At 71.9% G+C, this 19,326-nt stretch carries 16 protein-coding genes; 5 read left to right on the forward strand and 11 right to left on the reverse strand.

What is annotated here, in order from left to right; all coding sequences use genetic code 11:
- Nucleotides 1–52 precede the first annotated feature (52 nt).
- From NOO62_RS07800 to rph, 6 genes are all read right to left on the reverse strand, one after another.
- Nucleotides 53–598: an arginine repressor gene (locus NOO62_RS07800; RefSeq protein ID WP_055566065.1), complete on the reverse strand. Its 546-nt coding sequence runs from the start codon at nt 596–598 to the stop codon at nt 53–55.
- 7 nt (nt 599–605) lie between these two features.
- Nucleotides 606–1,811, reverse strand: coding sequence for an acetylornithine transaminase (locus NOO62_RS07805; RefSeq protein ID WP_268770169.1), 1,206 nt, complete (start codon nt 1,809–1,811; stop codon nt 606–608).
- Nucleotides 1,808–2,722, reverse strand: a complete 915-nt coding sequence (argB, locus tag NOO62_RS07810; protein WP_268770170.1) for an acetylglutamate kinase — start codon at nt 2,720–2,722, stop codon at nt 1,808–1,810. Before argB ends, NOO62_RS07805 begins: the two co-directional genes overlap by 4 nt.
- Nucleotides 2,719–3,873 (reverse strand): bifunctional glutamate N-acetyltransferase/amino-acid acetyltransferase ArgJ, encoded by a 1,155-nt coding sequence (argJ, locus tag NOO62_RS07815; protein ID WP_268770171.1) that lies wholly within the window; start codon nt 3,871–3,873, stop codon nt 2,719–2,721. Before argJ ends, argB begins: the two co-directional genes overlap by 4 nt.
- Entirely contained in the window at nt 3,870–4,898 is a 1,029-nt protein-coding gene (argC, locus tag NOO62_RS07820) for an N-acetyl-gamma-glutamyl-phosphate reductase (protein ID WP_268770172.1), read from the reverse strand. Before argC ends, argJ begins: the two co-directional genes overlap by 4 nt.
- A 97-nt stretch (nt 4,899–4,995) precedes the next feature.
- Nucleotides 4,996–7,716 (reverse strand): rifamycin-inactivating phosphotransferase, encoded by a 2,721-nt coding sequence (rph, locus tag NOO62_RS07825; RefSeq protein WP_268770173.1) that lies wholly within the window; start codon nt 7,714–7,716, stop codon nt 4,996–4,998.
- A 286-nt stretch (nt 7,717–8,002) separates the two neighbouring features.
- Here rph and NOO62_RS07830 point away from each other — a divergent pair, with 286 nt between their 5' ends.
- Complete coding sequence (locus NOO62_RS07830; RefSeq protein WP_268770174.1) at nt 8,003–8,587, forward strand: hypothetical protein; 585 nt, start codon at nt 8,003–8,005, stop codon at nt 8,585–8,587.
- 93 nt (nt 8,588–8,680) lie between these two features.
- Here NOO62_RS07830 and NOO62_RS07835 read toward each other — a convergent pair whose 3' ends face one another.
- A complete protein-coding gene (locus tag NOO62_RS07835) occupies nt 8,681–9,469 on the reverse strand; it encodes an alpha/beta fold hydrolase (protein ID WP_414930777.1) in 789 nt (262 codons plus the stop codon).
- 39 nt (nt 9,470–9,508) lie between these two features.
- Nucleotides 9,509–9,925, reverse strand: coding sequence for a DUF5997 family protein (locus NOO62_RS07840; RefSeq protein ID WP_268770175.1), 417 nt, complete (start codon nt 9,923–9,925; stop codon nt 9,509–9,511).
- Nucleotides 9,926–9,982: 57 nt separating this feature from the next.
- Here NOO62_RS07840 and NOO62_RS07845 point away from each other — a divergent pair, with 57 nt between their 5' ends.
- On the forward strand, nt 9,983–10,753 hold the full coding sequence (locus NOO62_RS07845) for a LysR substrate-binding domain-containing protein (protein WP_268770176.1): 771 nt from the start codon (nt 9,983–9,985) through the stop codon (nt 10,751–10,753).
- Nucleotides 10,754–10,865: 112 nt separating this feature from the next.
- On the opposite strand, the gene NOO62_RS07850 is transcribed toward NOO62_RS07845, so the two are convergent.
- Nucleotides 10,866–13,085 carry an NADP-dependent isocitrate dehydrogenase gene (locus NOO62_RS07850; protein WP_268770177.1) on the reverse strand — a complete coding sequence of 740 codons (2,220 nt, stop codon included), beginning with the start codon at nt 13,083–13,085 and terminating at the stop codon, nt 10,866–10,868.
- Between the two features lie 127 nt (nt 13,086–13,212).
- On the opposite strand from NOO62_RS07850, the gene NOO62_RS07855 reads away from it, so the two are divergent.
- Together NOO62_RS07855 and NOO62_RS07860 are read left to right on the forward strand one after the other, a co-directional pair.
- Nucleotides 13,213–13,800 carry a TetR/AcrR family transcriptional regulator gene (locus tag NOO62_RS07855; protein ID WP_268770178.1) on the forward strand — a complete coding sequence of 196 codons (588 nt, stop codon included), beginning with the start codon at nt 13,213–13,215 and terminating at the stop codon, nt 13,798–13,800.
- The gene (locus tag NOO62_RS07860) at nt 13,797–15,266 is read left to right on the forward strand and encodes an MFS transporter (protein ID WP_414930778.1); all 1,470 of its coding nucleotides are present in this window, start codon (nt 13,797–13,799) and stop codon (nt 15,264–15,266) included. Before NOO62_RS07855 ends, NOO62_RS07860 begins: the two co-directional genes overlap by 4 nt.
- 83 nt (nt 15,267–15,349) lie before the next feature.
- Here the strand turns inward: NOO62_RS07860 and NOO62_RS07865 are convergent, their stop codons facing one another.
- Both NOO62_RS07865 and NOO62_RS07870 read right to left on the reverse strand, forming a co-directional pair.
- Nucleotides 15,350–16,570 (reverse strand): serine hydrolase domain-containing protein, encoded by a 1,221-nt coding sequence (locus tag NOO62_RS07865; RefSeq protein WP_268770179.1) that lies wholly within the window; start codon nt 16,568–16,570, stop codon nt 15,350–15,352.
- On the reverse strand, nt 16,567–18,102 hold the full coding sequence (locus NOO62_RS07870) for an alpha/beta hydrolase (protein ID WP_268770180.1): 1,536 nt from the start codon (nt 18,100–18,102) through the stop codon (nt 16,567–16,569). The genes NOO62_RS07865 and NOO62_RS07870 overlap by 4 nt, the downstream gene beginning before the upstream one ends.
- A gap of 195 nt (nt 18,103–18,297) precedes the next feature.
- Here NOO62_RS07870 and NOO62_RS07875 point away from each other — a divergent pair, with 195 nt between their 5' ends.
- A complete protein-coding gene (locus NOO62_RS07875; RefSeq protein ID WP_268770181.1) occupies nt 18,298–19,320 on the forward strand; it encodes an aldo/keto reductase in 1,023 nt (340 codons plus the stop codon).
- The last annotated feature ends 6 nt before the right edge of the window (nt 19,321–19,326 follow it).

A 19,326-nucleotide genomic window follows, 5' to 3' on the forward strand; every position in this document is an offset into this window, starting at 1 on the left:
GCGTACGTCGCCCGCTCGCGCGGTGGACCGTAGGGCCCGAACGGCCGTGGGCCTAGTGCTCGTTAGAAGCCAGCCGCAGCAGATGGTCCGCCAGCGCCTGACCCCCCGTCGGCTCCCTGCTGATCAGCATCAGCGTGTCGTCGCCCGCGATCGTGCCGAGGATGTCGTGGAGTTCGGCCTGGTCGATCGCGGAGGCCAGGAACTGGGCCGCGCCCGGTGGGGTGCGCAGGACGACGAGGTTGGCCGAGGCTTCCGCGGAGATCAGGAGTTCCGCGGAGAGGCGCCGCATCCGTTCCTCCTTGGCCGACTCGCCGAGCGGTGCGCGCGGGGTGCGGAAACCGCCCTCGCTCGGGACCGCGTAGATGAGGTCGCCCTCGGCGTTGCGGATCTTCACCGCGTTCAGCTCGTCCAGGTCGCGGGAGAGCGTCGCCTGGGTGACGGTCAGGCCGTCGTCGGCGAGCAGCTTCGCCAGCTGGCTCTGGGAGCGCACCGGCTGCCGGTTGAGGATGTCCACGATCCGGCGGTGACGTGCGGTGCGGGTCTGCGGTACGGCGGGACCCGCGTGGTCGGCGTGCTCGTTGCCTTGCGCCTGGCTCATCGTCGTCTCATTCTCCGGATCGTTCGTCCCCGTCGGCTTCAAGAGCCTTGCCCAGGATGCCGGGCAGGGCCCCGAGGAACGCGTCCACCTCTTCGTCGCGCACGTTCAGCGGCGGCATCAGCCGTACGACATCGGGGGCGGGCGCGTTCACGAGGAAGCCGGCGTCCTGAGCCACCTGCTGCACCCGCGGCGCGAGCGGCTCGGTGAGCACGATACCCAGCAGGAGGCCCGAGCCCCTTACATGCCGTACGAGCGGGTGTCCCGGTGACTCGATTCCGTCGCGCAGCTTTTCGCCCGCGCGCTTGGTGTTGTCGAGGAGCCCCTCCGCCTCGATGGTGTCGATCACGGCGCGGCCCGCGGCGCACGCGACGGGGTTCCCGCCGAACGTCGTGCCGTGGTGACCGGGCTTGAAGAGCTCGGCGGCGGCGCCGAACGCGACGGTCGCGCCGAGCGGGAGGCCGCCGCCCAGACCCTTCGCGAGCGTGACGACGTCGGGCTGTACGCCGTCGTGTGCCAGGTACTCGAACCAGTGGCCGGTGCGGCCGATTCCGGTCTGCACCTCGTCGAGGACGAGGAGCGTGCCGGTGGCCTCGGTGATCTCGCGGGCCGCCTTGAGGTAGCCCGCGGGCGGCACGACGACACCGTTCTCGCCCTGGATCGGCTCGATGATGACGAGGGCGGTGTCGGTGGTCACGGCTGCGCGGAGGGCGTCCACGTCGCCGTAGGGGACGTGCGTCACCTCTCCGGGCAGCGGTACGAACGGCTCCTGCTTGCCGGGCTGTCCGGTGAGGGCGAGCGCGCCCATCGTGCGGCCGTGGAAGCCGCCCTGGGTCGCGACCATGTGCGGGCGGCCGGTCAGCCTGCCGAGCTTGAACGCGCCCTCGTTGGCCTCGGCGCCGGAGTTGCAGAAGTACACCCGGCCTTCACGGCCGAAGAGCTGCAGCAGCTTCTCGGCGAGCGCGACGGGCGGCTCGGCTACGAAGAGGTTGGAGACGTGGCCGAGGGCGCCCATCTGGGCGCTCACGGCCTCGACGAGCGCCGGGTGGGCGTGGCCGAGCGCGTTGACCGCGATGCCGCCGACGAAGTCGAGGTACTCGTTGCCGTCGGCGTCCCACAGCTTGGTGCCCGCGCCGCGCACGAGCGGCAGCCTCGGCGTGCCGTAGTTGTCCATGAGTGCGTCCCGCCAGCGCCCGGTCAGCTCCTGGTTGCTCATGACTCCCCCTCAGTGTCGTCGTCGGGCACGACCATCGTGCCGATGCCTTCGTCCGTGAAGATCTCCAGCAGGATCGAGTGCTGGACACGTCCGTCGATCACGCGGGCCGTCTCGACGCCGTTGCGGACGGCGTGCAGGCAGCCCTCCATCTTGGGGACCATGCCGCTGGCGAGCTCGGGCAGGAGCTTCTCCAGCTCCTTCGCGGTGAGGCGGCTGATGACCTCGTCGGAGTTCGGCCAGTCCTCGTAGAGGCCCTCGACGTCGGTGAGGACCATCAGGGTCTCGGCATCAAGCGCCGCAGCGAGTGCCGAAGCCGCCGTATCAGCATTGACGTTGTAGACATGTCCGTCGTCCTGGGAGCGGGCGATCGAGGAGACGACCGGGATGCGGCCGTCGGCGAGCAGCGCCTCGATGGCGCCCGTGTCGATCTCGGTGATCTCGCCGACGCGGCCGATGTCGACCAGTTCGCCCTCGATGCGGGGCTGGTGCTTGGTGGCGGTGATGGTGTGGGCGTCCTCGCCGGTGAGGCCGACGGCGAGCGGGCCGTGCTGGTTGAGCAGGCCGACGAGCTCGCGCTGCACCTGTCCTGCGAGCACCATGCGTACGACGTCCATGGCGTCCTCGGTGGTGACGCGCAGGCCCGCCTTGAACTCGCTGACGATGCCGTGCCGGTCGAGGGCCTTGCTGATCTGCGGTCCGCCGCCGTGTACGACGACGGGCTTGAGGCCCGCGTGGTGCAGGAAGACGACGTCCTGGGCGAAGGCCGCCTTGAGCGCCTCGTCGACCATGGCGTTGCCGCCGAACTTGATGACGACGGTCTTGCCGCGGTGCCGGGTCAGCCAGGGCAGCGCCTCGATGAGGATCTCGGCCTTGGGGAGCGCGGTGTGCTTGCGCGCGGTGGGAGTGCTCATGAGCTGTACGCGCTGTTCTCGTGGACGTAGTCCGCGGTGAGGTCGTTGGTCCAGATCGTCGCGGACTCGGTGCCCGCCGCCAGGTCGGCGGTGATGACGACCTCCCGGTAGCGCATGTCGACGAGCTCGCGGTCCTCGCCGACGGAACCGTTCTTGCAGACCCAGACGCCGTTGATGGCGACGTTGAGCTGGTTCGGGTCGAAGGCGGCGGAGGTGGTGCCGATCGCGGAGAGCACCCGGCCCCAGTTGGGGTCCTCGCCGTGCAGGGCGCACTTGAGGAGGTTGTTGCGGGCGATGGAGCGGCCCACCTCGACGGCGTCGGCCTCGCTCGCGGCGTTGACCACGTCGACCTTGATGTCCTTGCTCGCGCCCTCGGCGTCGCCGATGAGCTGGCGGCCGAGGTCGGCGCAGACCTCGCGGACGGCGTCGGCGAACTCGGCGTACTCCGGGGTGACTCCGGCGGCTCCGGAGGCCAGTAGCAGCACGGTGTCGTTGGTCGACATGCAGCCATCGGAGTCGACGCGGTCGAAGGTGAGCCGGGTGGCGTCGCGCAGCGCGCGGTCCAGGACACCGGCCTCCAGATCGGCGTCCGTGGTCAGCACTACGAGCATCGTGGCGAGGCCGGGGGCGAGCATGCCCGCACCCTTGGCCATGCCGCCGACGGTCCAGCCGCCATCCTTGGTGACCACGGACGTCTTGTGCACGCTGTCGGTGGTCTTGATGGCGATGGCGGCCTTCTCGCCGCCGTGCGCGGAGAGTTCACCGGCGGCCTTGTCGACGCCCGGCAGGAGCTTGTCCATGGGGAGTGTCACGCCGATGAGCCCGGTCGACGCGACGGCGATTTCGCCCGCGTTCACGGAGAGCACGTCGGCCACCTTCTCGGCGGTGGCGTGGGTGTCCTGGAAGCCCTGCGGTCCCGTACAGGCGTTGGCGCCACCGGAGTTGAGGACGACGGCGGAGACGAGGCCGCCCTTGAGGACCTGCTCCGACCACAGGACGGGGGCGGCTTTGACGCGGTTGGAGGTGAAGACGCCCGCGGCGGCCAGGCGGGGCCCGGTGTTGACCACGAGGGCCAGGTCCGGGTTGCCGTTCTCCTTGATGCCGGCGGCGATGCCCGCCGCCGTGAATCCCTTGGCTGCCGTCACACTCACGGCGCGACTCCGATCGTAGTGAGCCCGGTGGCCTCGTCGAGGCCGAGGGCGATGTTCATGCTCTGCAGGGCGCCGCCCGCGGTGCCCTTGGTCAGGTTGTCGATGGCGCTGATCACGATGACGCGCCCGGCCGCCTCGTCGTACGCGACCTGGATCTGTACGGCGTTCGAGCCGTACACGGAGGCGGTGGCGGGCCACTGCCCCTCGGGGAGGAGCCGCACGAACGGCTCGTCGGCGAACGCCTTCGCGTACGCGTCCCGTACGGACTCGGAGGTGACGTCCGCCTTGGCCTTCGCGCTGCACGTGGCGAGGATGCCGCGGGGCATCGGGGCCAGGGTGGGCGTGAAGGAGACGGAGACGGGGGTGCCCGCGGCGGCGCCGAGGTTCTGGATCATCTCGGGCGTGTGCCGGTGGGCTCCGCCGACGCCGTACGGGGACATGCTGCCCATGACCTCCGAGCCGAGGAGGTGCGGCTTGGCCGCCTTGCCCGCGCCGGAGGTACCGGACGCCGCGACGATCACCGCTTCGGGCTCGACGAGGTCCGCGGCGTACGCGGGGAAGAGCGCGAGGGAGACGGCGGTGGGGTAGCACCCGGGCACGGCGATCCGCTTGGTGCCCGCCAGCGCGGCTCGGGCGCCGGGCAGCTCGGGCAGGCCGTAGGGCCAGGTCCCGGCGTGCGGGCTCCCGTAGAACTTCTCCCAGTCGCCCGCGTCCTTCAGGCGGAAGTCGGCGCCCATGTCGACGACGAGGACGTCAGGTCCGAGCTGCTCGGCGACGGCGGCGGACTGACCGTGGGGCAGCGCGAGGAACACGACGTCGTGTCCTCCCAGGACGTCCGCCGCGGTCGGCTCCAGGATGCGGTCGGCGAGCGGGTGGAGATGCGGTTGCAGCGCGCCCAGGCGCTGGCCCGCGTTCGTGTTGCCGGTGAGGGCACCGATCTCGACCTCGGGGTGCGCGAGCAGCAGACGCAGCAGCTCGCCGCCCGCGTACCCACTCGCCCCTGCCACTGCTGCGCGTACCCTCATGGAACCCTCCTCTTGGATGGCATGACTATACGTATCACCGAAGTTTTATGCAATCCAAGGGTGAGTCTTGACCGAAAGCGGTGATGTTGCGGTCGACTCAGTCGCCGAAGGAGCGCGGGGCGCGGCCGGTGACTCGTTCCACGTCCGGGCTGATCCGCAGTTCGGCGGGGTTCGGGGCAGCGAGGATCTCGACGTACCCGCTCGTTCCGTGGACGCGGATCCGCTGGCCGTCCCGGATCAGCCGGGTCGCCTTCTCCACGCCCACGACGGCGGGCAGGCCGTACTCCCTGGCGATCACCGCGCCATGGGTCATCAGGCCGCCCACCTCGGTCACCAGGCCCGCGACGGCGACGAACAGCGGCGACCAGCTGGGGTCCGTGAAGGTGGTGACCAGGATGTCGCCCGCTTCCAGGTCGGCGTCCGCGATGTCGAGGATGACGCGGGCCCGCCCCTCGACGGTCCCCGCGGAGACCGCGAGGCCGGTCAGGGCGCCGTCGGGCACGTCGTCACGCCGGTACGCGCCGGTGAGGGCCTCGCCGTCCGAGGTGAGTACGCGGGGCGGCGTGAGCTCCTCGTGCCACCGGAAGTCGTCCTTGCGCCGCTGGACGAGTCCGGGGTCCAGCCGGTGCGTGCGCACCACGTCGTGGAGTTCCTGGAAGGTGAGGTGGAAGATGTCCTCCTTCTCGGCGAGCACGCCCGCCCGCACCAGGCGTTCGGCCTCCCCCAGGAGGGCCTGCTTGTAGACGAAGTAGCGCTGGATGATGCCGTACTTCGGGTACTCCCGGTACCCGATGAACGTCCTGACCCGGTCGATCATCCGCTTGGTCTCGTCGGCCTTCAGGTCCCCGTCGTCCGGCAGGGCCCGCAACCGCGTCAGCACGTCGCGTTCCTTCTCGGCCGCCTTCTGCCGTCCCTGCTCGAAACGGAGTGCGGCGGCGCCGGGGCCGAAGTTCCTGACGTTGTCGAGGATCACGGGGATGAGCGCGGTGGGGCGCTCACGCCACCGCGGCCTGGTGATGTCGATCTCGCCGACGCAGCGCACACCGTACCGGTCGAGGTAGGCCTCGATGGCGTCCCGCGCCTCGGCCCCGCCCGGGAGCGCCGCCAGCTCGTCGCTCGACAGGAAGTCCTCGTCCTCGACGCCCTGGAGATACGCCACGGCCTCCGGGTACGGGCGGATCGCGTCCGCGACGTCGAGCAGCGCGAGGCCCATCTCGGACGTGATGTTGTCCGGGGCGGACAGGGTGAGCGTGTCGGCCGCGTTCGTCTCCCCCAGCCACTCCCGCAGCTTGTCGTTGAGCCACCAGGTGGCGTCCATGCCCGCCATGAGCGCCTGGAAGCTCAGGGGGTCGCCGAGGACCCGCTTGTGCTCGACGAAGGCCTCGATGAGGAAGTCGAACAGCGCCGGTCCGGACTTCGTACGGATGTCGCGCTCCAGCGCGGCGACGGAGGCCTCGCTGCGGGCGATGAGCTCGGTGACGATGGCGGGGTCGGTCTCGATGGGGGCGGGGGGCGGGGTGGCGGGCGCGGTCGCGGGCGGGGTGGCGGGCGATGGCTCCTCGGCCGGGGGCGACGGTACGACGAAGTCGCCGCGGTCGATGACCGTCTCCAGCGCGTCCCTGGTCAGCGGATCGCTCTTGCCGATGACATCGAGGAGGGCCGCGCGGGTGCCGGGCGAGGCCAGGCGCGGGGTCACGTCGACGAAGAGCCTGCCCCCGGCCTCGCACATGTCGGCCATGGCCGTCCGCTGCCACATGGAGTACCCGAGGGGCTTCATCGCGTCGGTCATCATCTGCTGGTGGCCGACGGATACGTAGACGCGGTTCCGCTGGCCGCTGCCGCTCTCGGCTTCGCGCTCGGGGATGGGAAAGAGCGTGGTGATCGGTCGGCTCTGCACGATCCGGAAGCCGCCGTCGGCGAGGCACCACTCGATGTCCTGCGGTCGGCCGAAGTGCGCCTCGATGTGACGTCCGATCCGTACGAGCTCCACGACCTGGTCGTCCGTCAGCGCCGGTTCCTTCTGCTGTCGTGCGTCGACCGCCACTTCCTCGGTGCCGCCGGTGGGCAGGGCGTACACGGCGCGCTCCTTGGCGGCGATGGTCCTGTCGACGACTCTGCCGTCCCGCACCGTGAAGACGTCCGGATTGACCAGGCCGGAGACCAGCGCCTCGCCGAGGCCGAAGCCCGCGTCCACGGTGGCGGTCTTCCGGTCCCCCGTGACGGGGTCGGCCGTGAAGAGGATCCCGGCGGCGTGCGGGAAGACCATCCGCTGTACGACCACGGCCATCAGGACCGTGCGGTGGTCGACGCCGTTGCGCCGGCGGTAGACCACGGCGCGCTCGGTGAAGACCGAGGCCCAGCAGCGCCTGATGTGCCGCAGGATCTCCTCCGGCCCCACGATGTTGAGGTACGTGTCCTGCTGCCCGGCGAACGACGCCGTCGGCTGGTCCTCGGCGGTCGCGCTGGACCGTACGGCATAGGCGGCCCGCTCTCCCGTACGGGCGACTGCGCGGGTGACCGTTTCCGCGAGGTCGTCCGGGACCGCGACGCCTTCGATGACGTGGCGGATCTCCGCGCTCAGCGTCCGGATGCCCTCCTGGCCGTCCGGGCTCAGCCGCGCCAGGCGGTCGAGCCGGTCATCGAGGGAGGGCGTCTCCGCGACGATGTGCCGGTACGCGTCGGTCGTCACGCAGAAACCGGCCGGCACGTGGACGCCACCGATCCGCGCCAGTCCGCCCAGATGCGCGCCCTTGCCGCCGACAGCGGCGGTCTGTCGCTCGTCGACTTCCGCAAGGTCGAGTACGTATTGCATGCCCATCGTTCGGCGCCCCGTTTCCGCAGGTAGTGGCTTCGGCCGACGATTGTGCGCCGTGCCCGGGGCCTTGTGGCAAGCCCCCCAGGACGCTATAAGTTGATAGTGGCAAGGAGAGCTCTCTCCTTGCCCTTTGTGTTTTCCGGCCTGACGCCCCCTGATGCCCGCTGACGCCCCCTGACGCCTGGCCGCCGCGCGTGGCGCCATAATTCCTTCGCCATGGCACCACGCGTGTGCCATGATGGCACCACAGCGACACGGTGGGTCGTCGCAACGGGGTGGGGAGCAGGACATGGCATCGACAGAGCGCAGAGAGAGACAGCGCGAGCGACAGGGCGAGCGACAGGGCAGTGGGGGTGGCAGCAGCCACAACGGCGGCCGGGGCCCCGGCGCCTTACGCGCCTTCGCCCGCTTCGTGCTCTGCGGCGGCGGCGTGGGACTCGCCTCCAGCTTCGCCGTGGCGGGCCTCGCCCTCTCGCTTCCGTGGGCCGTGGCCAACGCGCTGGTCACCGCGGTCTCCACGGTGCTCGCCACCGAGCTGCACGCCCGCTTCACCTTCGGCGGGGGCGGCCGCGCGACCTGGCGGCAGCACGTGCAGTCGGCCGGGTCCGCGGCGGCGGCGTACATGGTGACGTGCGGGGCGATGCTGGTCCTGCAGCAGTTGGTGGCCGCGCCCGGTGCGGTGCTGGAGCAGGTCGTCTACCTGTCCGCGTCCGCGCTGGCCGGTGTCGCGCGGTTCGCGGTGCTCCGCGTCGTGGTCTTCGCCCGCGGCCGCCGCCCGCAGCCCGCGCCCGTCCGCGGCGCACGCCCCGTCTCCGTGACCGTGACCCGCACCGCGGCCCCGGCCGAGACCGCGGCACTCTGCCCCGCGGCCTGACCTCCCCAGCGGCTCACACCGCGAGTCGCCTACCGTTGCCGACGTGACCGGACATGGTGCCGTGCCATAGGCGGGCTGACTGTACCCACACCATCACGTGACGGCGGCCGGGGCGTCCGGCAGCCGGTCCGCGAAGCGGCTTACCGCGTAGGTGAAGGCGTCCGGCTCGTCGAAGTTCGCGAGGTGGCGTGCGCCGGGGATCAGCTCGATGCGGGCCTCGGGGTGCGCGCGGGCGAACTCGGCCTCACCGGACCGGAAGACAGTGTCCTTCTCTCCGTTGAGGATGAGGACGGGTGCCGCGACGTGCCGCATCGCGCTCGCGTCGAAGCGGCCGATGACCTCGCCCCAGGCGTCGGGCAGCGTGTGGAACGCGTAGCCGGAGCGGATGGTGTCCGCCACGACCTCCGGCGGGTACATCCGTCGCAGCATGCGGTCGTTCCACCGGGCCAGCCGGTCCGCGGGCAGCCGCGGGACGAGCCCCGCGGCCCACCGGTACGGCGTCGCCCACGCCCCGCACGTCGAGGCGCTGGCGCCCGCGAGGACGAGGCCGCGCAGGCGATCCGGGTGGCTGCGGGCGAACTCCAGCGCGGCGTACCCGCCGAGGGAGTGGCCGACGACCAGGGCCGGCCCGCGGTCGAGCGCGTCCACCTCGGACGCGATGACCTCCGTCGCGGCGGCGAGGCTCCAGGGCTGTTCGGAGCGGGCGCCGTGTCCGGGCAGATCGACCGCGGCCACGGCGAAGTCGTCCCGCAGCGCGGCCAGTTGCGGGCTCCACTGGCCCGCGTTGAGGCGGGTTCCGTGGACGAAGACGATGGGGGGTGCGGTGGTCGCGTACGAGGGGTTGGGCGCGTACGACGCACTCGCGGCGTCCGCCTCGGTCACCGTGGCTCCCCTCCCCCTTGGTTCAGCGCGGAGCGCCCCTCAGTCGCGCGGGTCCTCGCCGCGCGCCGCCCGCTTCTCCGCCTGCTCCGCCTGCTTCTCCTTGATCCGCACCGCGTCCTTGCGCACCTCGGCCTGCGTGGCGCGCTCCTGGCGCAGCCAGCCGGGCTGCTCCTCCTTCAGCGCGTCGATCTGCTCCGTGGTGAGCGGCTCGGTCACTCCGCCGCGCGCGAGGCCCGCGATGGAGACGCCGAGCTTGGCCGCGACGACGGGACGGGGGTGCGGGCCGTTGCGCCGCAGCTCCTGGAGCCACTCGGGCGGGTCGGTCTGCAGCGCGTTGAACTCGCTGCGCGAAACGACGCCCTCCTGGAACTCGGCGGGCGTGGCCTGGAGGTACACACCCAGCTTCTTCGCCGCGGTCGCGGGCTTCATGGTCTGGGTGGTCTGGTGCGACGTCATGGGTCAAGGGTATCGAGCGTGTGCGCTGTTCCTGACCACGGCGGGTAGCCTGGCGAGGTGACAGGCTCGGAAGTATCCCCTTCGTTCCGGCTCGCCTACGTCCCGGGGGTGACGCCCGCCAAATGGGTGCGTATCTGGAACGAGCGGCTGCCCGACGTCCCGCTGACTCTCCTCACCGCGGCCGCGGCCGAGGCGCCCGACGTGCTGCGCGCGGGTGGCGCCGACGCCGGTTTCGTACGGCTGCCCATTGACCGTACGGACCTCAGCGCGATCCCCCTCTACACCGAGACGACGGTCGTCGTGATCCCCAAGGATCATGTCGTGGCCGCGGTCGACGAGGTGGCCGTCGACGATCTCGCCGACGAGGTCGTGTTCCACCCGCTCGACGAGACGCTGGAGTGGGAGCGGCGCCCGGGCCGGCCCGCGTACGAGCGTCCCGCGACGACCGAGGACGCGGTGGAACTGGTGGCGGCGGGGGTGGGCGTCCTGGTCGTACCGCAGTCGCTGGCCCGCCTGTACCACCGCAAGGACCTCACCTACCGTCCGGTGACGGACGCCCCGGAGTCGCGCGTCGCCCTGGCGTGGCCGGAGGCCGAGACCACGGATCTGGTCGAGGACTTCATCGGGATCGTCCGCGGCCGGACGGTCAACAGCTCCCGGGGCCGCGCCCAGACCCCGCCGAAGGGCAAGGGCACGGACAAGGACGTGGTCAGGGCGAAGGCGGCACTGGCGAAGCGGAAGCCGGGCGCGTCCGGGAAGCCGAAGGGCAAGGGTGGCCGCCCCACCGGCGGCGCCCCGAAGCGCGGCAAGCCCCGCCGCCGCTCCTAGCGCTTCCCGCCCGGGCACCCGACACAACGAGGGGCCTCCCGCCGGTACGGCGGGAGGCCCCTCTTGGTACTGCGCTACGGCGACGTGTGCAATGTGTGCACCACGTGCAACGTCAGCCCAGGATCGACAGCGCCTGGTTGAGCGTCGCGGACGGGCGCATGACCTTGGAGGCCTTCTCCGCGTCCGGCTGGTAGTAGCCGCCGATGTCGGCCGGCGAGCCCTGCACGGCGATCAGCTCGTCGACGATGGTCTGCTCCTGCTCGCCCAGCGTCTTGGCGAGGGCCGCGAAGGCCTCGGCGAGCGGCGCGTCGTCGGTCTGCTTGGCCAGCTCCTGCGCCCAGTACAGGGCGAGGTAGAAGTGGCTGCCGCGGTTGTCGATGCCACCGAGGCGACGGCTCGGCGACTTGTCGTTCTCCAGGAACGTGGCCGTGGCGCGGTCCAGGGTGTCGGCGAGGATCTGCGCGCGGGCGTTGCCCGTGGTGGTGGCGAGGTGCTCGAAGCTCACCGCGAGGGCGAGGAACTCGCCCAGGCTGTCCCAGCGCAGGTAGTTCTCCTTGACCAGCTGCTGGACGTGCTTCGGGGCGGAGCCGCCGGCGCCCGTCTCGAAGAGGCCGCCGCCGTTCATCAGCGGGACGACCGACAGCATCTTGGCGCTGGTGCCCAGCTCCAGGATCGGGAACAGGTCGGTGAGGTAGTCGCGCAGGACGTTGCCGGTGACGGAGATGGTGTCCTCGCCGCGGCGGATGCGCTCCAGGGAGAACGCGGTGGCGTCGACCGGCGACATGACCCGGATGTCCAGGCCCTCGGTGTCGTGGTCGGCGAGGTAGCGCTCGACCTTGCCGATGAGCACGGCGTCGTGGGCGCGGCTCTCGTCGAGCCAGAAGACGGCCGGGTTGCCGGTGGCGCGGGCGCGCGTGACGGCGAGCTTGACCCAGTCCTGGATCGGCGCGTCCTTGGTCTGGCACATGCGGAAGATGTCACCGGCGGCGACGGTCTGCTCGAGGACGACGTTGCCGGCGCCGTCGAGAACCCGCACGTTGCCCGTGGTGGGGACCTCGAAGGTCTTGTCGTGGCTGCCGTACTCCTCGGCCTTCTGCGCCATGAGGCCGACGTTCGGGACGGAGCCCATCGTCGACGGGTCGAAGGCGCCGTTGGCGCGGCAGTCGTCGAGGACGACCTGGTAGATGCCCGCGTAGCTGCTGTCCGGCAGGACCGCGAGGGTGTCGTGCTCGCCGCCGTCCGGGCCCCACATGTGGCCGGAGGTGCGGATCATGGCCGGCATGGAGGCGTCGACGATGACGTCGCTCGGGACGTGCAGGTTGGAGATGCCCTTGTCGGAGTCGACCATGGCGAGCTCCGGGCCCTCGGCGAGCTCGGCCTCGAAGGACGCCTTGATCTTCTCGCCCTCGGGGAGCGACTCCAGGCCCTTGAAGATGCCGCCGAGACCGTCGTTCGGGGTCAGGCCCGCGGCGGCGAGGGTCTCGCCGTGCGCCGCGAAGGTCTTCGGGAAGAAGGCGCGGACCACGTGGCCGAAGACGATCGGGTCGGAGACCTTCATCATCGTGGCCTTGAGGTGCACGGAGAAGAGGATGCCCTCGGCCTTGGCGCGGGCGACCTGCTCCTTGAGGAACTCGCGCAGCGCGGCGACGCGCATGACGGAGGCGTCGACGACCTCGCCCTCGAGGACCGGTACGGACTCGCGCAGGACGGTGGTGGAGCCGTCGTCACCGGTGAGCTCGATGCGCAGCGAACCGGCCTCGGTGATCACCGCGGACTTCTCGGTCGAGCGGAAGTCGTTCTCGCCCATGGTGGCGACGTTCGTCTTCGAGTCGGCCGTCCAGGCGCCCATGCGGTGCGGGTGCGCCTTGGCGTAGTTCTTGACCGACGCGGGGGCGCGGCGGTCGGAGTTGCCCTCGCGCAGGACCGGGTTGACGGCGCTGCCCTTGACCTTGTCGTAGCGGGCGCGGATGTCGCGCTCCTCGTCGGTCTTCGGGTCGTCCGGGTAGTCCGGGAGCGCGTAGCCCTGGCCCTGCAGCTCGGCGACCGCGGCCTTGAGCTGCGGGATCGAGGCCGAGATGTTGGGCAGCTTGATGATGTTCGCCCCGGGCGTCTTGGCCAGCTCGCCGAGCTCGGCGAGGGCGTCGGAGATGCGCTGGCTCTCCTCCAGACGCTCGGGGAAGCTCGCGATGATGCGCCCCGCGAGCGAGATGTCGCGGGTCTCCACGCCGACACCGGCCGTCGAGGCGTAGGCCTGGACCACCGGCAAGAACGAATGGGTCGCCAGGGCCGGGGCCTCGTCAGTGTGGGTGTAGATGATGGTCGAGTCAGTCACCGGGTGCTCCGCTCCGCGTCTGCAACATTGCTCGACATCAAGATATCTCCTACCCACCCCCTTACGGACAGTGCCTTCCGGTCCGTTCTTCGTAGACACTGTCTACGCGATGCAGTAGACAGTGTCTATGACTGAACAGGAAGCCGGGCTGCGGGCCCGGCTGGTGGACGTGGGCGTCGAGCTCGTGGCGACGCAAGGGGTGCAGGCGTTGACCCTGCGGGAGATCGCGCGCAGGGCGGGCGTCTCGCACGGCGCGCCCCGGCGCTACTTCCCCACGCACGTGTCGCTGCTCTCCGCCATCGCGCGGCGCGGCTTCGGGGAGCTGGGCGGCGAGGTGGCGAAGGCGGTGGGCGACGGTCCTGACGACGGCGCCCGCGCGCGGCTGCGTGCCCTGAGCCGCGCCTACCTCGACTTCGCCGTGACCCACCGCGGCATGTTCGAGCTGATGTTCCGCCACGACCTGCTGGAGAGCAACGAGCTCGGTCTCCGGGAGACCAGCCTCCCCCTCTTCGACGTCCTGACCGGTCTGGTCGCCGAGGCCCGCCCCGCGTCGGGCGCCGGGGCGCGGGTCGTCGCGGGCGCGCTGTGGGCGAACCTGCACGGGATCGCGCAGCTGTGGGGGTGGGGCAGCCTGCGGCTGGCGACGGGCGAGGACGACGTGGAGGCGCTGCTCGCGGCCGCGCTGGACGCACACCTCGGGCCGGAGGCCTCATGACCGCGAGAACCGTCAGCGCTCCGGCCCTACCGGCTACGGAGGTCCGGACCACGGGAACCCAACGCCGCCTCACCCTCGCCTGCAGCGTCCTCGGCGCCATGATCGTCGCGCTCGACGGCACCGCCCTGACCGTCGTCCAGCCCGCTCTGCAACGCGATCTGGACGCCTCGTTCGCGCAGGTGCAGTGGACGAGCACCGGCTATCTGATCGCCGTGGCGAGCCTGCTCGTCTTCGCCGGGCGGCTGGGCGACCGGTACGGGCACGGGCGGCTCTTCGCCGTCGGGACGCTCGGCTTCGCGGCCGCGTCGGCGGGCGTCGGCCTCGCGTCCGGCATCGGCTGGGTGATCGCGCTGCGCGTGGCCCAGGGCGTCTTCGGGGCGCTGTTGCAGCCCGCGACGCTCGGGATGCTGCGGGCCGCGTTCCCGCCGGACCGGCTCGGGATGCCGATCGCTCTGCGGATGAGCGCGATCGGCCTGGCGGCGGCCACGGGGCCGCTGGTCGGCGGGGCGCTCGCCACGCATCTGGGCTGGCGCTCGGTGTTCTGCCTGAGTGTGGTGCCGGCGGTGGTGATCGGCGTACTGGCGCTGGTGGTGCGTGTCCCGGCAGCGCCCCGGCGGGCCCCCGCTCCCGGTCTCGACGTGCCCGGCGCGGGGCTGCTCGCGCTGACGCTGGCCTGCCTGGTGCACACCCTCGTCACGGTGCCGGAGCAGGGGTGGGCGGCGGCCACGGTGGCGGGCCTCGCGGTGGCGGCCGTCGCGGGCGGCGCGTTCGTACGGCACGAGCGGCGTGCCGCGAGCCCGCTGGTGCCGCCGCGCCTGCTCCGCGCGGCCGGGGTCGGTTCCGCGCTCGGCATCCTCCTCGCGGCGTCCGCGGCGATGTTCGGGGCGCTCTTCGTCGGTACGTACTTCCTTCAGGACGTCCTCGGTCTCGACCCGCTGGACTGTGCGCTGAGGGCGCTGCCGCTCGCCGTGATGATGGTGGTGTGCGCGCCGCTCGCGGCGGTGGTGCTGCGCAGGCAGGGGCCGCGTCGGACACTCACGGCGGCGATGACGGTGCTCGCCGCCGGGATCCTGGCCCTGTCGCGGCTGGACGCGGGGTCGGGGCCGGTGGCGACGGGGGCCGGGTTCCTACTGGTGGGGGCGGGGTTCGGGACGGTGATGGTGGCCGCGACGGCGGTCGTCGTACGCCATGCTCCGGTGGCCGACGCGGGGGTGGCCGGGGGCCTCCAGCAGACGGCGATGAACGTGGGCCCCACGGTGGGTATCGCGGTGGCGACGACCTTGATGACGGCCCTCGCGCCCCACACGGGGGGACGCGGCTCCCGGTGGCCGGACGCCGCGTTCCTCTCCGCGATGCCCCCCACGCTCACGACACTGGCGGCGGTGGCCGCGCTGGGCGCCCTGGCGGCGACACGACTGCCGCGACGGAACGCGGCACGCCCCGAGGGTGTAGGGGCTGGGGCGTAGGGGCTGGGGCGTAGGGGCTGGGGCGCAGGGGCTGGGGCGCAGGGGGCGAGCTCCTGGGACCCGGGCCGGGCAGGCCCGCGTCGTCACGCCGCCGCGGCCAGCGTCTCGTCCACCATTCGTAGCACCGCTCGCGCCTGCCGGTCGTGTGTCTCGGCGCTGTCGAGGCGCAGTGTGAAGGCCGCGCCGGTCACCGACGTCGCGCCGTCCGGGGTTACTCCGCCCTCGCTGACGCAGCCCAGGCTCGTACCGCCGTGGAACCAGATGCCGTCGTCGCGGCCGGCGAGGGGGCGGCAGGCGATGCCGAGGCCGTAGCGGACGCCGTCGGCCGGGACCCAGTCCCGCACCGGCACCGTCGACTTCATCGCCGCCAGCTGGGCCGGGCGCAGCAGCCGGCCGCCCAGCAGCGCGCGCAGGAACACGCCGTGGTCGTGCGTCGTCGAAATGAGGCAGCCGTCCGCTCCCCCGCCGTAGCCGAGGGTGGTGTCGACGGGGCGGGTCTCCTCCGGGAAGTACGTGTAGCCCGTCGCCGTCGGTTGCGGCACGTACGGCGAGCTGCCGGGCATGAACGTATGGCGCAGGCCGAGCGGTTCGATGATCCGCTCGTGGACCTCCTGGGCCCAGGGGTGCCCGGTGACCGCCTCGACGAGCATCCCGGCCACGACGTAATTGGTGTTGGAGTATCCCCAGCGCCGCTCCTCCGCCGGGTCGCCCGCGTCGGGCAGCCACTGCGGGGGTCCGGCGAGGGCCGCCGCCAGCTGCTCCTTCGGCGTCTGCGAACGGAAGCGGTTGCGCCGGTACGCGTCGGGGGTGAAGTCGCCGCTCTCCGCCGTGATGTAGTCGTTGAGCCCGCTGGTCTGCCGCAGCAGGTTGGTGACGGTGATCCGGCGCCCGTCGTTGCCGTGCCCGCGGATCGCACCGGGCAGCCACCGTTCCACGGTGTCCGTCAGTCTCAGCCGTCCCTCTCCGACCAGCTGGAGGACGACGGTCGCCGTGTACGTCTTGGTGTCGCTGCCGATGCGGTAGTACGCGCCCCACGGCACCGGGCCCTTCGCGGGGTCGCCGAGATCGGCGACCCCGGCGCGTGCGGTGGTGCGGCCGCGCGCGTCCCGCACCTCGGCGAGGACACCGCTGGCGCCGGTGGCACGGATGGCGTCGACGCCGCGCTGGAGGGCGCGTCCGCGTGGGCCGCGAGGGGTACGTGGGGTACGCGGAGTGGCCGAGGCGGGGGTCGCGGTCGCGGCCGTTCCCGCGAGAAGTGCCGCCGCGGCCGCCGTGAGGCCGGTACGCCTGCTGATGTCGGTCATCGTGTCTTCTCCGTCTTCAGGTTCGGCTTCGCGTCCGGCTTCGCGCAGGTGACGTCCGCCGTGGGCAGCTTGCCGTCGCGCAGGTAGGTGTTCACCGTGTTGTCGGCGCACGGGACCGGGGTGAGGCCGCTGTCGCCGCGCCCGTAGACGCCGTGGGAGCGGATGTCCGCCGTGACGAGGCGGGATCCCTTGAGCTTCTTGTGCAGGGCGAGTGCGCCGTCGTACGGCACGTTGTTGTCGTACTTGGCCTGGAGCAGCAGGACGGGCACGTCGTTGCGGATCTTCGTGCCGGGTTCGCGGGGCTCGGTCCCCCAGAACGCGCAGGGGGCGATCATGCCGTTGACGTACGGCCCGAAGACCGGCTGGGTGGCGCGGCTGCGCTGCATGTTCTTCCAGTACGTCTCGGGGTTCTTCGGCCAGCCGCCCGCAGGCCAGCCCCCGTCGCCGCACATGAAGATCGCGCCGCCCGCCATGCTGTCCGCCAGCTCGGGCGACGAGAGGAGGTCGAGGAGTCCGCTCAGCGCGGGCCCCGGTTCGAATTCCTCGCCGGCGGCGGCCTTCTTCAAGTCGTCGACGACGCTGACGAGTTGCGGGTCGTTCTCCTCGTGCTGGACGAGCTGTTTGAAGAGCAGCCGCAGCAGCGGCGCGTTGAGGCGCACGTCCTTCACCGGGATGGGGTGCCGCTCGGCCTGTGCGAGCAGCTTCAGGACGTCGGAGCGCACGTGGCCACCGAGTCCATCGAGTCCGTCGAGTGCCGCCTCCGCGGGTGCGCCCGACCGCTGGAACAGTTCGTACTGCGTGGCCGCCGGGTCGGTCGAGGAGTCAAGGACGATGCGGTCGCTCCGGCGCGGGAACAGCTGGGTGTAGACGGCGCCCAGGTCGGCGCCGTACGAGATGCCGTAGTACGACAGCCTGGGCTCACCCAGGGCCGCGCGGATGGCGTCCATGTCGCGGGCGACGTTCCTGGTCGAGGCGTGCGGGAGCAACTCGGCGTTGTCGCCGTGCTCCTGGCACCTGCGTGCGGTGTCGCGCGCGGACCGCACCTGGTCCTCGAAGTCCCGGCGCGGGGTGGTGGACGGGGCAGGCGGCGCGGGCTGCGGGGCCTTGCCGCAGGTGACGGGGGTGCTCTCGCCGAGGAAGCGGGGGTCGAAGCCGATGAGGTCGTAGCGGTCGGCCACGTCCTTCAACGCGGGGCGCAGCGCGAGGGTGTGGGCGAGTCCCGTGCCGCCGGGCCCGCCGGGGTTGGAGAGCAGGATGCCGCGCCGTTCACCCGGCGACTTCGCCCTGATACGGGAGACGGCGATGTCGATCGTACGGCCGCGGGGGTCCGCGTAGTCGAGGGGTACGGCCACCTTCGCGCACTCCGCGCCCGCCTCGTTCAGCTCCTTCTGGCCGGCGGAGCAGGGCCCCCAACCGACCGATTGACGCTGGGCCTTGGGCGCCCCGGCCCCGGTGAGGTCCGCGGCGGCCCCGGGGCCCGCGAGCAACCCGACGAGGCCCAGGCCCGCGGTGACTGCTGACACGACGCGCATCGTGCTCCTTGGTTCGGTGGGAAGGGATCACCACGTTAGGAACGCGCGCGCCGCCGGACCATCGGGCTACCGGGCCGGACCACCCGGGGGAAAACCCCAGGGCCCGGCTCCCCTTACACCCTCCCCTTGACCTGGAGTCCGCTCCAACTCCTACTGTCGTCAGCGATCACCGGGCACACCCCAGGAGGTACCACCATGACCGGCCTTCCCGCCACCACCCCCACCACCCCCGCGGCCCTTCCCACGCGCCGCCTCGGCGCGCTGACCGTCTCGGCGCAGGGCCTCGGGTGCATGGGGATGAGCCACGGCTACGGCGCCTCGGACGACGCCCAGTCCATCGCGACGATCCACCGCGCCCTCGACCTCGGCGTCACCCTGCTCGACACCTCCGACTTCTACGGCAACGGCCACAACGAGGAGCTCATCGGGCGCGCCCTCGCGGGCCCGCGACGCGAACAGGCCGTCGTGGCGACGAAGTTCGGCTTCGCCAACCGGCTCGGCGAGCCCACGCTCATCCGCGGCGACGCGGCGTACGTACGACAGGCCTGCGACGCGTCCCTGCGCCGCCTCGGCGTCGACCACATCGACCTGTACTACCAGCACCGGGTGGACACGACCGTACCGATCGAGGAGACCGTCGGCGCGATGGCCGAGCTCGTCGCGGCGGGCAAGGTGCGCCACCTCGGGCTCTCCGAGGCCGGCGCGCGGACCCTGCGGCGGGCGCACGCCGTGCATCCCATCGCGGCGCTGCAGAGCGAGTGGTCGCTGTGGACCAGGGACCTGGAGGCGGAGATCGCACCGGTCTGCCGCGAGCTGGGCATCGGCCTCGTGCCGTTCTCGCCGCTCGGCCGGGGCTTCCTCACCGGCCGCTACACGTCGGTCGACGGGTTCGCGCAGGACGACATGCGCCGCGCCCAGCCCCGCTTCGCCGCGGGCAACCTGGAGCAGAACCTGTCCATCGTGGAGACCCTGGACGCGCTGGCCGCCGAGAAGGGCGTCACCGCGGGGCAGCTCGCGCTCGCCTGGGTGCAGCACCGCGGCGCGGACGTCGTGCCCATCCCCGGCACGCGCCGCGAGAAGTACCTGGTGGAGAACCTCGGGGCGGTCGCCGTCGAACTGTCCGCCGACGAGCTAACGGCGATCGACGCGGCGGCGCCCGCGGGCCGCGTGGCGGGCACGCGGTACGACGAGCGCAGCCTGGCCGTCGTCGACAAGTAGACAGTG

It is taken from the genome of Streptomyces sp. Je 1-369, assembly GCF_026810505.1.
GTDB lineage: Bacteria > Actinomycetota > Actinomycetes > Streptomycetales > Streptomycetaceae > Streptomyces.